Genomic DNA, 15377 nt, shown 5'->3' with positions numbered 1-15377 from the left:
GCTGCTGATAGCCCGCTGTATAGGATCCGGTCACGCGGACGGGTTCGACCGTCCATCGCCGCGCTCGCTGACCGCGCCGGAGAAACGCAAGGCGGTACGCACGACGGCGACGTGCGAGAGTGCCTGAGGAAAATTGCCGGTGAAACGCTTGGTGTTGACGTCGTACTCTTCGGCGAGAAGACCGAGATCATTGCTCACGGCGAGAACACGCTCGAAGGTCTTGCGAGCGGCCTCGCATCGTCCCTGCATCAACTGACAATCGGCCAGCCAGCAGCTACAAGCAAGGAAGGCGCCTTCCGGATTCTGCTGCTGCGGTTTTTTGCGGTGAACAAGGCCGTCGACCACAAGGTGCTTCTCGACCGCGTCGATCGTGCGCGCGATCCGTTCGTCCTCGATCGGCAGAAAGCCGAGGAGGGGCAAGAGCAAGAGACTAGCGTCCAGCGACTCGCCTCCGAAGTACTCGACAAAATGACCAAGGCCCGAAACGTAACCCTCCTGACATATCTCATCGTGCATCGTCTTCCGCAATCTTCTCATCCAGCCAAGGTTGGCATCGGCATGAGGGCCGTACACTTCACGGTGTCGGATATAGCGATCGATCGCAACCCAGGCCGAGACCTTGGAGTAGACGAAATGGTGGGGTTGGCCGCGTAATTCCCAAAGGCCGTTGTCCGGCAGGCGCCACACAGCTTCGACATGTTTGACGACGCCTTCAAGCACTTCCTCCTCCTGGCTCGATCGCTCTATACCGGCTTGAGCACCGATATGAATGGAATCCAGGAGTTCGCCGAATATGTCGAGTTGGCGCTGCGAAGCCGCAGCGTTGCCAACCCGGACCGGAGGAATCCATCGATAGCCCGGAAGCCAATCGGCAACCCATTCTTCCAGCCGGCGAGAGCCGTCGACGCGGTACAGGATGCGCATCTTTTCGGGATCGCCGGCCACCGCGCGCAACATCCAGTTGCGCCATTGGGTCGCCTCGGCCTGATAGCCGGCATCGATCAGCGCGATGAGATTGAACGCCGCGTCGCGGATCCAGCAATAGCGATAGTCCCAGTTGTAGGCACTGCCGGACCGCTCTGGAAGCGAACTGGTCGGCGCGGCGATCATGCCGCCGGTTGGGCGGTAGATCATTGCCTTCAGTGTAATGAGCGAGCGGCGAACTGGATCAGGCCAGTCGGTTTGCTTCCGAAAGCGGCCGATCCATTTGCGCCAATGCTGCAGAGTCTCGGACAGCGCGTCGGCCGCATCCACGGCGGGCGGCTCGGGTGCAGAGCTGCAGCCATAGATCAGAGCGAAGGCGCGCTCTTCGGAGGCGCTCAAATCGAACTCGCAGACAACCGTCGGTCCATCCCGATGCAGCTTGAGCGGGGAGTAAAGAACGGCAAGATCAGGACCGACCCGCGCGATCGCCCGGTCGCCATGGACGTCAAGCCAGGGATGAGCCGACCCATAGTCGAAACAAAGGTTCATTTCACTGCGCATCGTCACCCGACCGCGCAAGCCTGTCACGATCCGGATCAGAGCCGGGTTCATGTCGCGAATGGGCATGAAATCCGTTAGCCGCACCGCTCCTGAGCTGGTTTCAAACTCCATCTCCAGGACGAGGGTGTCTTTTGCGTAATGGCGCGAGGTCCGCGCCGGGCTCACAGGAGCAAGTTTCCAGAATCCATTCTCCGCCATGCCCAGCAGGGCGGCGAAGCAAGCATCGGAGTCAAAACGCGGCAAGCACAACCAGTCGATGGAGCCGCTCTGATGGACCAGCGCGGCTGTTTCTCCATCCCCGATTAGGCCGTACTCTTCGATGGGGTTCGACATGAGGCGGGGTGCGGCGATGAGGCCCTTTCATCTTTCGCAAGGGCGATCGTTAAAGCAGCGCAACAGCAGGAATTCTGCCAGCGCACTCGGGAAATGATCGGCAATGCTTTAATGTTCCGAGGCTCGATGCAGAAATGGTACGGTACCGCGCCTTTGTGCCGTGCAAGCGGACCACGACGGATATCGATCGATTGATGTTAGTCCTTGGTAGCTCGCCTCCCGCCATCCGCTTCGCCCGGTTCGCGCAGATCGGTCCGCTGGTGCGTGTTTTCGCCGCCTTTGCCGAAACGCCTGCGCATCTCAGTTCGAGAGATGAAGATCGGCGTGCATGAGCGGCGCAGCGTATCGACGCGGAAGGCGCGGGGGTTATGCGCCAACACGAGCATCGCAATCAGGATGTTCTCGCCCAAGCGGTGAACCTGCCTGCCCAAGGATGCGTTCCGGGTCTTGATCGGCGCGAAACCGTATTTGGCGGCGAGAGCAAGGAGCTGAGGGGCCCGTTCGGCGGCCGCGAGGGTCATCTCGGCTCGGATCGCCAGGACGTCGTCGAGATCGGGCCGTGAGGCGAGGTATAGTTCAAGCTCGCTCAGGGAATGCTCCAATGCACGGCTTATCCGGCGCGCCCAGCCGAGCCTGGGCCCGCCCACGGGGAAAGGAGGGATGTGCTCGTTCCAAAAATGCAGGATGGCGATGCGGGTGCCGGCGCCGACCACTGTACCGTCTTCCAGCATGATCCGCTCTGGGCTGGTCCCCAACTGAATGCGAAAGATACAGTCCGGAGATGACGTATATTCCGTCACGCCGTGGAGGGCGCGGAGTCTTCTGTCGATGAGATTGACGAGACCGTTCAGCATGACACGTTCAAGGCCATCTCATTCAAATCTGCGCCGCCCGGGGCCGGAGAGCTAGACGACTCCGCGGAGCTGGGGAGAAGGGGGCCCTTCCGTAGCCCATTCCTCAGTTGTGGGCCCGGTCCAAGTTGCCGCGCACGGAATGGCATCCCGATCCGGAGGATTTTCCGCATATTGATAGGCGCGTGTCCATGGTCTGCTCGCTCCACCGCTTCCGAGCGGTTTGAAGGACAGCACTTGCGCCACCGACAGCCAGCCGCGATCGAAGGCGCAGGCCATGCCTGCAAGGAAAACCCGCCAAATCCGAAACCGCCGCTCGCCGGCGGTACGGATGGCATCGCTACGGTGCGCTTCGAGTCTGCCGCTCCAATGCTGCAGGGTCAGCGCATAATGCGGCCGCAGATCTTCGGCATCGGCAAACTCCAACCCGGCGCGTGAAATCTCAACGAGCACACGGGAGAGATGCGGCACGGCGCCGCCGGGAAACACATATCGGTCGATGAATTCTCCCCCCGCGGGCCCGCGGGCGCGACCTTTCGGATCGGTCGCCACAATGCCGTGGTTGAGGAACGCCCCGCCAGGCTCAAGCAGATCGGCGATGATCGAGAAGTAGGACGAGAGATTCTCCAGTCCGACATGCTCGTACATTCCGACCGATACGATCTTGTCGAAGGCGGAGTCGTGGCGGAGATCGCGGTAGTCCTGGCGACGAATTTCGATCCGGTCGGAGAGATTGGAAGCCGCGACAAGCTCTTTCGCATAGGCGTATTGGCGTTCGCTGATCGTGATTCCTACGCCATTCGCCCCGTAACGCGTTACCGCCCACACCAGGAGGCCGCCCCAGCCGCATCCAATATCGAGCAGGCGCTCGCCGGGTCTGACCATCAACTTCCGGCAGATATGATCGAGCTTTTGCCTTTGCGCGGTGTGAATGTCCTCCAGGCCCGTCTTGAAGTAGGCGCACGAGTAGATCATCCGCTCGTCGAGCCAGAGGCGGTAGAAGTCGTTGCCGACGTCGTAGTGATGCTGGACGTTCGCGGCGTCGGCTTCTGCCGAGCGGCGGTGCGGGATGAGCCTCGTCAGGCGCGTAAGCCGCTGCAGTACTCCAGGTCGTCCGAAACGCTCGGCGAGCGAAATGCCGACCGCGAGGACGTCCTCGATCTTGCCCTCAATCGAAATCGCGCCATTCACGTAGGCATCCCCAAGGCGCTCGAAGTTGCCCCGCAACAGCGCGCGAATTGGCTCATCGCTGTGCAGGACGAGGGTGACGGATGGCCCCGGCGCAAAATCGAATTGATAGCCGTCCCAGAACACCAAGCGAAGCGGCACCGGGTCGCTTTCGAGACGCTTGCGCAAATATAGGAGCAGCCGATCGCGAACGGACATCCCGCGGCTCAATGGAATCGAGTTCGTCTCAATTCGTGCAGCGCACTCGCACAACAGCCGGCAGCCTTCGTCAGGCCACAGCTTCCGGCTTCATTTGAACCAGGGATGTTGTGCGTCTATTTAGGAACCCTCATTGAAGCGGCCGGTTCCTATTGTACTGGAGGACCCACGGGCACACGCGTCTACGCCGGATGCGGCTGCGCTGCAAGAGTGAATACGGGGGGCAAGAGGTTTGCCATGGACATATTGCCAGGTTCGGACGAAGGACCTCGATCGGAGGGGATGAGCCCTGTCGAAACACGAAGGGCTCCGACATTGCAAAATAAGCTGCTCCGCTTACTCCCGCCGGAGGAGCTGTCAGTCCTGCTTGAAGCGGCGGAGAAAACGGAACTCCGCCCCCGCCAGGTGCTCCAGCACTGGAAGCTGCCGATGGAGTACATCTATTTTCTCGAAAGCGGGCTGGTGTCGGTCGCGGCAAGAGTTGGCAACGAAAACTTCGTTGAAGTTTGGCTCATCGGATCGGATGGCTGCGTCGGCGTACCTCTCATGCTTGGGACCCAGATTGCGCCTTTGCACCGCCGCATCGTTCAGGTTGGCGGGACGGCTCTACGCATTGCAGCGCCGGCATTCCGCGAGATGCTGCAGCGCCTCCCGGTGCTGCACACGCTGCTAAATCGCTACGTCGCCTTCCTGCTTGTGCAGACATCTCAGTGCGGCGCCTGCAACCTGCGGCATCCGCTGAAGCAGCGCCTGGCGCGATGGCTCCTGCTTGCCAGCAGGAGCCTGAATGCGGACGAAATTCCGTTGACCCACGAGGTCATCGGCCAGCTACTAGGCGTGCGGCGCGCAAGCGTCACGGAGAGACTGGAAGAGCTCGAGATCGACGGAGTGATCTCCACCAGGCGGCGGTTCATCCAAATCGAGCATGTGCAGGAGCTGGAGCGGATGGCCTGCGACTGTTTCGGCCTGATCGATCGTGAGTATCATCGGCAATTGGACCCTGGCGCTTCTTGGACCAATGCATCATCCGATGAAGACCACAGACGAGCCAACCATCAGCCCATCTGTTCCTAAGTGCTCGCAATTGCGAATTTTCCCCGCGGCGCAAGGGTGCGCGCCGACACCGCCTACCGGGGCGGAATCCCGTACGCTCGCGAAATGGCGCCCCGGCGCCATTCGCAGGTGCGAAAGAGACATGTTACATGCCCATCCAGATCGTGCCGCCAGCACCAAGCTTCAGTCGGTGATCAATCCTCGCTTCGCCGAGGCTCCGGAATCAGGTCGCCCGTTTCGATGGTGCCGTTACGCTGGATGTGAAAGTTGTATCCCCGCCAGGTGACCGAATTGCCGAAGAAGCTGCACACGTAGACCGCAAAAGAGATTGCGTCGTGCAGTGCCAGCAGCCAGAAGCTCTGTCGTTGCAAGCCGAACGTGCTCTCCACGCTGGTGCTTAGAATGGCGCGTGCCGACAGCGCCGAGGTGATGAGGACGAGCGAATGAGGCGTTCCGGCGCACGCGGCAAGTACCGACAGCATCAGCGGATGCATGAAAAGCAATCCTACGTAGCCGATGGGATCGATCGAGCGGATGGTCCGCGCTGATCGCATGTGGTGCTCCCAGAAGGCGCGAAAGCTCCGATCAAAACAAGCGTGTCCCACGGCCCAGCGCGTAATAACAACGTCCTTTCCGAGCGCTCGCACCGCCTTGCCGATGGCGTAATCGTCGGCGAGCTCGTCCGCGAAAGCGACAAGGCCGCCGATCTGCTTCAGCGTTTCCGCGCGCAGGGCGATAGCCGAGCCGAAGCAGGGCCTGGCAGCGCCAAATGACAGGGCGACGATGACGTTGGGAAGAAGTTGGCAGTTGATGTTCGCGGCCGACAGGCGAGCCCAGATGCCGCGCAACCCCACTCCGTAATAGACGCAGGTCACCGCTCCCGCTTTTCTGCTCTCCAGCTCTGCTGCGATCCGCCGCAAGAAATGATTGTCGACGAGTATATCGCTGTCGGACAGCACAACGACTTCGTGACGAACTCTGGGCTCCATGTTGACCAGGTTTCCGACCTTCCGATTGGTGCCGCGGGAGCGTTCGTCGACGATCAGATCAATCTGGGCGGCAGGATTCAGTTTTTTCACCAGCCGAACCGTGTGTATCGCCTGATCGTCCGCTTGCTGTGTTCCGCAAATGAGCTGAACCTCCTCCGGATAATCCTGCTGGCAGAAAGTCGTAAGTCGCGGATACAGTCCGGGTTCAGCGCCATGGAGCGGCTTTAGGATGCTCACTCGCGGCAGCTTGGAGACAGTAGGCTTGGCCGGATTCCCAAATCGAAGAACGAGGAGTGCGGCAACCAGATTGTAAAGAATGCCGAGTGTCGCCCCGGCCACGCAGAGCTCTGCCAACAGCGAAATATTTTCGTGAAGGCTAAGCATAAGAGTCGTACTGCCTATCTGTTGTTTGAGCTCGCTCCAATTTGAGCGGGAGCCGCGCCGCAAACGGTCAGAGGATTTGAGCGTCGACGCCGGCGAACGCTGTTATCGACCATCTTCAGAAGGACGAATGCGGCTCGGAGCTGCAGGTTCCAAAGAACGGCCGCTAACTCGGTCCGGCAGCGCGCAGAGATCTCCTTTAGATGTGCTGACGCGTCGGCGCGTGTCCTGACGATGCTCCGGAAAGGATCACGCCGCTCGCATCGGCGAGCATGCACTTTGAAACTATTGAGCCTCGCCCATGTTTATGGGATGGACCGCCGGTTCAGACCTTCGCGGCCGCAGTCCATTATATTCCGAAAAAATGCCAGATGTTCTGAAAAATGCCAGTTACCAGGCTGCTCAAGGGGCCGGGGGATAACGCGGCCGAAAACGGCCAGGCAATTGTCTGCGTCGGCCTCGCACTTGAGGCGGAAATTCTCATAAGTGAATTTCCGGGGGAGATTGGCGGCGGACAGTTGCCAGATTTGGGTACAGTCCTCGATCGGGCGACAGCCGCAAGCTGCAAAGGTGTCATAAGCTTTGGGCTCGCAGGCGGGCTTTCGCCCGAGCTGGGTTCAGGTGACGTCGTCATTGCTTCCGGCGTTGTTGGACACAACGGAAGCTTTTCGACGGATGATGCCTGGTCAGGATGGCTACTGTCGGCCATTCCGCGAGCCCTCTACGCCCCGATCGCCGGCGTCGATGCGGCGATCGTCCCAAGGACACAGCGACGTGAGCTCGGGATGCGATCGGGTGCGCTCGCGGTGGATATGGAATCTCACCTCGTCGCCCAATTCGCCGCCAGGCATGGGATGCGTTTTGTGGCCGTGCGTGTCGTGATCGACTCGATGCATCGCAAGATACCACGCGCCGCTCTGGCGTGCGTGTCGAGCACTGGCGAAGCGCGGATGTCTGCGCTTGGTCATTGCTTGCTGAAGCGGCCGGCGGATACGCTCAATGTCGTACGGCTGTGCATGGATTGGCTGCCGGCACGCAAGGCGCTCGTCAATTGCTGCGACATGCTCAGCGCAAGCGTCTATCGGGTGGGGCTGTAGCTATATTATTCCCGGAACGGAGAGCCGACGCTGCGCTGGACGGCGTCCCGATCGCAATTGGAACAGTTGGCGCACTGTGCGTTATCAATGTCACTGAAACGCGCGGCCTTCTCACGACATCCGCTGTGCTGTTTGCGGCCTGGCAACGAAAAAATGACGGTCTGCCGCGCCAAGAACTGCCTTCCGAGGTGCTTGCATGGCAAGATCGCCCGACGTGCTGATAACCGGGGCCAGCGGCTTCGTCGGATCCGCCGTGTTGCGTCAATTAGTGCTCGCGGGGTTCTCGATGCGCGCGCTGGTGCGCCGACGCAGCCCGCGAACTGACTTGGCCGCGGCAGGCCTGCAATTCGTCGAGGGTGACCTAAGGGACACCAATTCGCTCAGAGCCGCATGCGACGGCTGCCGCTACCTGTTTCACGTCGCGGCCGATTACAGATTGTCATCCTGGGACAGCGCGACGATCTTTTCAACGAATGTGATCGGGACGCGCAATCTCATGGAGGAGGCCTTGCGGGCCGGGATCGAGCGGGTCGTCTATACCAGCAGTGTGGCGACGTTGAGCTGTCGGCACGACGGCGTGCCTGCCGGTGAGTCGGAGACTCTGTCTCCGCGGCAGGCGATTGGCGCCTATAAGCGCAGCAAGCTTGCGGCAGAGCAATTGGTTCTGGACATGGCGCAGGAGAGGGGGCTTCCAGCGGTCATCGTCAATCCGTCGACGCCAATCGGCCCGCGCGACATCCGACCGACTCCGACGGGGAGAATTATCGTCGCGGCTGCCTCCGGTCTGATGCCGGCCTATGTCGATACGGGACTGAATCTCGTCCACGTCGATGATGTCGGATTCGGGCATCTTGCGGCGATGCGGCAGGGTAGGATCGGGGAGCGCTATATTCTTGGCGGGCAAAATGTTCTGTTCTCCCGGATGCTGGCCGAGATCGCCGGGCTTGTCGGGCGATCAGCTCCCCTTATTCGGATTCCCTGGTATTTGGCGCTTCCGGCGGCAGCCGCCGGTGAGGCGCGGGCGTATATAACGGGGCGGGAGCCGCTTGCCACCTGGGCGGGCGTTCTGCTCTCCAGGCACAAGATGTTCTTCACGTCGGCAAAGGCCGAACGGGAGCTCGGCTACATGGCGCGGCCATACGCAAGTGCTCTTCGCGATGCGGTCGGCTGGTTCGACAAACATGGCTATTTGGGGGTGTCCTCCAGCGCGCCGACAGTCGAGGCCGATCATTCAGTCTTTCGATAGAGGACCATATGAGCCGCACGGGTGCGAGCCAACACCGGCTCTCATCGCTTGCCGTCGATCGCGCCATCCGCTGGCTCGTCATAGAGCACCGCAAGGGTCGCTCTCACGATCAGCGCGACCGGAACAGCGAGAACGACGCCGATCACGCCGAACAGACTCCCTCCGGCCAAGAAGCAGAAGATGATGAGAACGGGATGAACGCGCCCGGCTGCGCCCAGCACGAGCGGTCCGAAGAGCTGATCGATCGATAGCCGCAGCGCGGCGATATAGATCGCGTATCCGAGAATGGCGGCCAATCCTGAGTTGTGATGGAGAGCGACCAGTCCCGCCATGGCCGCCGCAGCAATCGGCCCCACAATCGGAATCGCCTCCAAGATCCCCGTCACCAGAGCGAGAAAGAGCGCGTGCGGGAGCCCGAGCACCACGCCAAGGCCGACATAGGCGAATACGCCAGCAAATGCCACGACTCCGAGGACGCCTATGAAATATCGCCTGAGAACCGGATCCAAATTGGACAAGATATGATCTCGTATGAGCGGACGCTCTCCTGGAGGGATCAGCCATAGCAGCCCGCGAACGATGCTGGGGCCGCTAACCATGAAAAAGAAGAGAAGGACCAGCGTCAGAAGAAATCCGAACCCGGAAACGACTGCCGATCCCCCGAGCAATGTCAGCACGCGCATGTTGCCGACCGACTCGCGAATGGCTCCTGCTAATGCCTTCGCAAGGCCCTGGGCGTCCATTTCCTGGCCGAGCAGGTTGATTTTTCCTGGGCCAACGACGCCTTGAGCGAGACTGTTCACCGTGCCTTCGAAGTCGGTCGCGATGCGTTTGATCTCTCCAACCAGCGGCGGCACTCCGAGAAATGCAATTGCCGCAAGCAGTGCCAGAAGCAAGAGGAAGCCCAGAATGGAGACAAGGAGACGCGGAAGGCGGCCTTTTTGGCTAATCTTGTCGATGGCGGGCGTGCAGATGTAGCTCACGACGCCTGCAAGGACGAAGGGCATTAGAACGAGCTGCAGCTCGTAGACAGCGAGCACCGTCGCGGCCACAACGAACAGGATCGTCGGGGTCGAGATCCTTGCCACATGCTCGTGGTCGCGTTCTTGTCCGCCCGAGTCGGGTTGGTCGCTCACGGATAAGTCCGTCCCTTCCAGACGATCTTCCCACGCCAGCGCCGCCGAAGGCTGTCAAGTGCGAGACATACCCCCATCGCATAGCCGAGCGGAAACAGTAAGCCGTACCAGAATGGGATGCCAAAATAGACTGCGCCCGCAATGTGGAGGCCGAAGGCCGCAGCAGTCCCAAGCAAAGCGGGGATCAAGGCGATACAGGCCGCCTCCCTCCCGTGCGCGCATGAAATGCCGTCGATCGCGGGGACCAGCAGTGTCGCGACCGACAGTGCGAGCACGAGTGCAGACGTGATCAGCGTCGCAGTAGGTCCGCCAAGCATCTCGACAAGGTTCTTGGAGATGCCGTTCCACAGGCTGCTCCACCCCGTATACATCCGGGCCGAGAGAAGGGCCTTTCCGTCCTGCAACATGACTTGTCCGCCGGCTCGCTTGATCCGCAGGGCCAGTCGGACGTCCTCGCAGATTGCGTCATGCACGGCGGCGTGGCCCCCGACCGACTCGTAGGCGCTCCTGCGGACCAGCATGAATTGCCCGCTGGCGATGACCTTGTCGCTGTGATCCGCCTGAACCGTCGCCAGATCCTGGGAGAAGGCCATCAGGTACAGTCCGCAGGGAATGACGAGACGTTCGGCGAAGCTCTCCAGCCGCTGACGCGGCGTCAGCGACAACAGGTCCAGTCGCTGCGCCTGCGCCACCGCCAACGCGGCACTCAGAAGCTCAGGCTCGGCGATGACATCGGCATCAAGGAAACATATCCAGTCGTCGTCCGACGACGCGGTCCTCGCGCCAATCCAGCAGGCATGGCACTTGCCGACCCATTGCGGCGGCAACGGAGAACTCTTAATGACCGTTAGCTGCGGTCGGTCTCGGGCGATCGAGGCTGCAATCTCGAAAGTGTCGTCGGTGGAATGATCGTCGACAACGATGATCTTGAGTCGATCCGAAGGATAGGTTTGGTCAAGAAGCGAGTTGACGCAGCGCGCGAGATTGGCACTTTCATTTCGAGCGGGAACGAGCACCGTGATGCGCGGGAGCGTGTCGCGTGTCGCCTCTTCCGGCCTCACGACTGGAAACAGATCGCGCTGCGTACAGGCGCGCAGGATCAGCCACGACACGAAGGCCAGCCAGCCGATCGATAACGCAAGTTCCATCCCATTGGTTCCTCAGGCTTCGTCGGCGTCTCAATCGATCTACTTCAAAGACGTTCCGCATCGGCCTCACCCGGGAGCGACGTGGATTGTCCCAGGCTGTCGCGCACATAAAGCTTCTTGACGGCAACGAAACTGATCACCGTCATTGGCGCGGCGAACACAATCGCCGCGTTCCCGAACAGAAGGCTGATTGCGACGATGCTGAGCAAGAGCGTCGCGGGAGGGACAAGAACCATGTGGCGCTGGATGATCGGCGCGATCAGATTTCCTTCCACTTGGTGTATGGCGATGTAGGCCACCAATGTCCAAAGCACCGGATGCAATCCCTGGGTCACCGCGACGAGAAGGGCCGGGATGGCGGCAAGGATCGGCCCGAGATAGGGAATGAACTCGGCGATCCCGGCGATTGCACCGAGGGCGAGCGGCGAGGGTAACCCAATGAGCCAGAGGGCAAACGTGGAAAGCAGCCCAATCAGCAGCATCTGGATGAGCTGACCGAGGAGCCACAGTCGCAGCGCCCGGCCGATATCGTCTATGGTGTCAGCGGCAATCAGACGCGATTTCCCTGGGAACAGGTAGGCCGCACCGCTGCGGTAGAGGTCGGGCTGCGCTGCAAGGTAAATACCCGCAAAAACGATGAAGATGACCGCCTCGACGAGGTGGAGACTGATTTTGAGTACATCACCGAGCAGGCTGCTCAGCGATGGCATTTCCCCGCTGATGTGCGACAACACCAGCCGGCCGAACTGGGAATTTTGCAGCGTCTTCGTGATGGATGTGGTTGCCGAATTGGCCCGGCTGAGGACGTCCTCAAGCTCGGAGCTCATCTGCGTGCCGAACAGGAAGGCAGATCCGCCGATCGCCACGAGCACAAGGAGTCCAGCGATGAGCAGCGCAGCCCAACGCGGCAGGCGACACCACCGCACGAACGGCTCGCTCACCAGCTCCAGGAGCGTCGCAACCAGCACCGAGCCGACCAGGACCAGAAGGAAATCTCGTAGATACCATGCCAGAAACGCGACCGACGCGAGCCCGACAGCAATCGCGGCCCGTTTCACGAATTCTGAAGTTGCGGCAGTCATGAGGCGACTGAACCACACCTTGGCTCCTGGCTCCGCCCTCAAGATCAACCAACACCGTATGGCGGCTGTTCCAACACCCTCCCGCCAGTGTTGCAACGCGCAGCGCCTATGCTGCCGATGAGGAAACGTACGGGAGCGTACTGCCGCGGCGGAATACACGAGCGACGACTTGAGCGCGCGTCCCTCAAGAGCACGGTTGGCGGAACGAGCGGACAGAGCTTAGTGCTGATCTTGTCGCGCGTGCGAGACGACGAGTGATCAAGGAGAAGGGTACCTCGGCCCCAGAGCTGGGTTTGGTAAGCTATTTGACGGCGCCGCCGGTAATGCCAGAGATAAAACGATCGAGAAACAGATTGTAGGCGATCGCTACCGGAATGCTGGCGATCAAGGCGCCGGCCATGATCTCGCCCCAGAAAAAGATGTCGCCGCGCACGAGATCGGTGGCGACCCCAAGTGTGATCGGCTTCTGGTCCGAGGAGGAAATGAAAGTCAGCGCGTAGACGAACTCCTGCAAGGTCAGCGTGAAGGTAAAGATCACCGCCGTCAAAATGGCCGGCAGTGACAGCGGAAGCACCATCTTGATGAAAGCGCCGAACACGCTGCAGCCGTCGACGATCGCCGCCTCCTCGATTTCCACCGGCATCGCCTTGAAGAACCCCATCAACAGCCAGGTGCAGAACGGGATCGTAAAGGTCGGATACACCAGCACGAGCGACCACATGGAATTCTGCAAACCCAGATTGGCGATAATTCGCGACAGCGGCAGGAACAGCAGCGTCGGCGGTACGAGGTAAGTCAGGAAGATGCCGATTCCCATCGCCTCGCCGCTGCGGCCGGTCATTCGCGCCAGGCTGTAGCCGGCGGGCAGGGCGGCAAGCAGCGTGATCACGACGACACAGACCCCAATGATGAGCGAATTCACAAGCCAGCGTCCAAACAGGGTCTGCTCGAACAGGTAGCGGAAATGCTCAAGTGTGGGCGGCTCGTTGAACCAGAACGGAACGTTGGTGACGTTATAGAGGTCGGGATTGCTTTTCAGCGAGGTGATCAGCATCCAATAGAACGGAAAGGTCGTCAGAGCGACGAAGAACGCGATCGCGAGATAGAATGCGACCTCTTTGCCGACCTTGGCGAGGGCTCGTTGCATCTTCAGATCTCCCGCCGCCGGATGAAGCGCAGCATGCCTATGACCACCAGGAACAGCACGGGCAGCATGAACAGCGAGATGGCGGCGCCATGCGACACGTCGCCGGAGACGATGCCGACCTGGAAGCCTTCGAAACCGAGCACCGAGGTGGCGTTGACCGGACCGCCATTGGTCAGGAGATAGACGACAGAGAGATCGGTGAAGGTGAACACGATCCCGAAGATCAGGCCGATCGCGACGATCGGCAGGATCATCGGCATGATGATCTGGTAATTGCGCCGCCAGAACCCCGCGCCGTCGACCGTGGCAGCGTCAATGATGTCCTGGGGCACCGAGGTGATGCCGGCGAGAAAGACGACGATCGCGAACGGGAAGAAACGCCAGGCGTTGACCACGATCACACACAGCATCGCCAGATGCGGGTTGCCGAGCCAGTTCGGAGCATTGGAGCGGTCGATGATGCCGAGCGCGATCAGCGTCCAGTTGATGACGCTGTAGAGCGAGTCGAACATCCACTCCCAGGCGACGCTGGCGAGTGCGATCGGCACGGCCCATGGCAGGATGATCAGCGCTCTGACGATCTTGCGCCCGGGAAACGGGCGCAGCAAGAGCAGCGCGCCGAACTTGCCCAGGATAAGCCCGAGGAGCTGCGATCCGAAGGTGAAAAGGAAGGTGTTGCCCAGCGTGTCCAGGAACACCGGGTTTTGGATGACCTGTTCGAAATTTGAAAGGCCGACGAAACGCCACGAAGGATCGTAGATGGTGTAGGCGCTAATGGAGTAATACACGGCCAGCAGGAACGGCACCCCGACCAGCAGAAAGACGTAGAGAATGGCCGGCGCGACGAAGAGCGCACCGAGAACGTCGCGGCGGTCCAGGATGAAGCGAAAGCGCGAGACGGGTTGCTTGGGTACTGGTTCGGCGATCGTAACCATCGGCGACAACTCGCTTTAGGAGCGGATCACGCGCTTGCCGTCGTGATCGAAGTAACGCAGCGCGCTGTTGCGCACCGCGAAACGATGCCATTGGCCGGGGCGGATGCTTTCCTCCGCAACATGCGCTGGCGGCAATTTCGCCGTGGTGAGCTGCGGCGATTCAAAGCCTTCGATCACGCCATAGGCGATCCTCTCGGAGCCGAGATATTCGCAACGATCGATGCGGAACGAGAATTCGGTCACCCCGCCATTGCCATCGTCGACCATTTCCCTGGGTAGGAAGTTCTCTGGCCGAAACCCGAGATAGGCGTCATTGCGCGCCAGCAGGTTCATCGGCGGAGAGCCGACAAAGGTCGCAACGAAGCGGTCGGCGGGCTCGTTATAGATCTCGGCCGGCGTTCCAACCTGACGCACCTTGCCACGCTCGATCACCGCAATGCGGTCGCCCATGCCCATGGCCTCGACCTGATCGTGGGTGACGTAGATCGTGGTCACGCCCACCCGCTGCTGGAATTGCTTGATCTCCTGGCGGGCCGAAGCGCGCAGCTTCGCGTCCAGATTGGAGAGCGGCTCGTCGAGCAGGAGTGCGGTCGGCTCGCGCACCAGCGCGCGCGCCAACGCAACACGTTGTCGTTCGCCGCCGGAGAGTTGGCGCGGCCGTCGGTCGAGCAGATGCGAAAGTCCGAGCAGTTGCGCCGCCCATTTGACCTTCGTGTCGATCTCGGCGCGGGACGCGCGCTGCGTTCGCAGCGGGAATGCAATGTTGTTGCGGACCGTGTAGTGTGGATACAGTCCATAGCTCTGGAACATCATCGCAACGCCGCGCGCACGCGGCGGGATGTCATTGACGACGCTGCCGCCGATGATCAGATCGCCGGCGGTCTGCCGTTCAAGCCCGCAGATGATGCGAAGAAACGTCGTCTTGCCGCAGCCCGACGGTCCGAGCAGCACCATGAACTCGCCGTCGGGTACGGCGAGCGTGATGCCGTTGACGGCGAGAACGTCATCAAACTGTTTGACGATATTCGTGGCCAGGACCGCAGCCATTGGATATCCGGACATTAGAGTTGACAGTCGGCGCCGCCCTTGCTTGCTCAGCGCTTCCTTG

General features: G+C 60.8%; 13 protein-coding genes. 3 read left to right on the top strand and 10 right to left on the bottom strand.

What is annotated here, in order from left to right; translation table 11 throughout:
* Positions 1-30: 30 nt before the first annotated feature.
* The 3 genes from P6U23_RS23910 to P6U23_RS23900 all read right to left on the bottom strand — a co-directional run bounded on the left by P6U23_RS23910 (position 31) and on the right by P6U23_RS23900 (position 4055).
* Entirely contained in the window at positions 31-1818 is a 1788-nt protein-coding gene (locus P6U23_RS23910; protein WP_407175012.1) for a glycoside hydrolase family 15 protein, read from the bottom strand.
* 197 nt (positions 1819-2015) lie between these two features.
* Positions 2016-2672, bottom strand: coding sequence for a YkoP family protein (locus P6U23_RS23905; protein ID WP_407175011.1), 657 nt, complete (start codon positions 2670-2672; stop codon positions 2016-2018).
* 51 nt (positions 2673-2723) lie between these two features.
* The gene (locus tag P6U23_RS23900; protein WP_407175010.1) at positions 2724-4055 is read right to left on the bottom strand and encodes a class I SAM-dependent methyltransferase; all 1332 of its coding nucleotides are present in this window, start codon (positions 4053-4055) and stop codon (positions 2724-2726) included.
* Positions 4056-4337: 282 nt separating this feature from the next.
* Between P6U23_RS23900 and P6U23_RS23895 the strand changes: the two genes are divergently transcribed.
* Positions 4338-5129 (top strand): Crp/Fnr family transcriptional regulator, encoded by a 792-nt coding sequence (locus tag P6U23_RS23895; protein ID WP_407175009.1) that lies wholly within the window; start codon positions 4338-4340, stop codon positions 5127-5129.
* Between the two features lie 173 nt (positions 5130-5302).
* On the opposite strand, the gene hpnI is transcribed toward P6U23_RS23895, so the two are convergent.
* Positions 5303-6544, bottom strand: coding sequence for a bacteriohopanetetrol glucosamine biosynthesis glycosyltransferase HpnI (gene hpnI / locus P6U23_RS23890; protein ID WP_407175008.1), 1242 nt, complete (start codon positions 6542-6544; stop codon positions 5303-5305).
* Between the two features lie 317 nt (positions 6545-6861).
* Here hpnI and P6U23_RS23885 point away from each other — a divergent pair, with 317 nt between their 5' ends.
* Together P6U23_RS23885 and hpnA are read left to right on the top strand one after the other, a co-directional pair.
* Positions 6862-7575, top strand: a complete 714-nt coding sequence (locus tag P6U23_RS23885; protein ID WP_407175007.1) for a hypothetical protein — start codon at positions 6862-6864, stop codon at positions 7573-7575.
* 196 nt (positions 7576-7771) lie between these two features.
* Positions 7772-8821 (top strand): hopanoid-associated sugar epimerase, encoded by a 1050-nt coding sequence (hpnA, locus tag P6U23_RS23880; RefSeq protein WP_407175006.1) that lies wholly within the window; start codon positions 7772-7774, stop codon positions 8819-8821.
* 41 nt (positions 8822-8862) lie between these two features.
* Here hpnA and P6U23_RS23875 read toward each other — a convergent pair whose 3' ends face one another.
* The 6 genes from P6U23_RS23875 to P6U23_RS23850 form a co-directional block, all read right to left on the bottom strand.
* Positions 8863-9957 carry an AI-2E family transporter gene (locus tag P6U23_RS23875; protein ID WP_407175005.1) on the bottom strand — a complete coding sequence of 365 codons (1095 nt, stop codon included), beginning with the start codon at positions 9955-9957 and terminating at the stop codon, positions 8863-8865.
* Positions 9954-11105, bottom strand: a complete 1152-nt coding sequence (locus P6U23_RS23870; RefSeq protein WP_407175004.1) for a glycosyltransferase — start codon at positions 11103-11105, stop codon at positions 9954-9956. The genes P6U23_RS23875 and P6U23_RS23870 overlap by 4 nt, the downstream gene beginning before the upstream one ends.
* Positions 11106-11149: 44 nt before the next feature.
* The gene (locus tag P6U23_RS23865; RefSeq protein ID WP_407175003.1) at positions 11150-12187 is read right to left on the bottom strand and encodes an AI-2E family transporter; all 1038 of its coding nucleotides are present in this window, start codon (positions 12185-12187) and stop codon (positions 11150-11152) included.
* Between the two features lie 301 nt (positions 12188-12488).
* Entirely contained in the window at positions 12489-13334 is an 846-nt protein-coding gene (locus P6U23_RS23860) for a carbohydrate ABC transporter permease (protein ID WP_407175002.1), read from the bottom strand.
* Positions 13335-13336: 2 nt separating this feature from the next.
* On the bottom strand, positions 13337-14269 hold the full coding sequence (locus P6U23_RS23855; protein ID WP_407175001.1) for a carbohydrate ABC transporter permease: 933 nt from the start codon (positions 14267-14269) through the stop codon (positions 13337-13339).
* A 15-nt stretch (positions 14270-14284) separates the two neighbouring features.
* A complete protein-coding gene (locus P6U23_RS23850) occupies positions 14285-15316 on the bottom strand; it encodes an ABC transporter ATP-binding protein (RefSeq protein WP_407175000.1) in 1032 nt (343 codons plus the stop codon).
* Between the last annotated feature and the right edge of the window lie 61 nt (positions 15317-15377).

Source organism: Bradyrhizobium sp. STM 3562, assembly GCF_045571435.1.
Lineage (GTDB): Bacteria > Pseudomonadota > Alphaproteobacteria > Rhizobiales > Xanthobacteraceae > Bradyrhizobium.
Note: the sequence above shows the minus strand (reverse complement) of the source record. Positions and strands in the feature narration are given on the sequence as shown.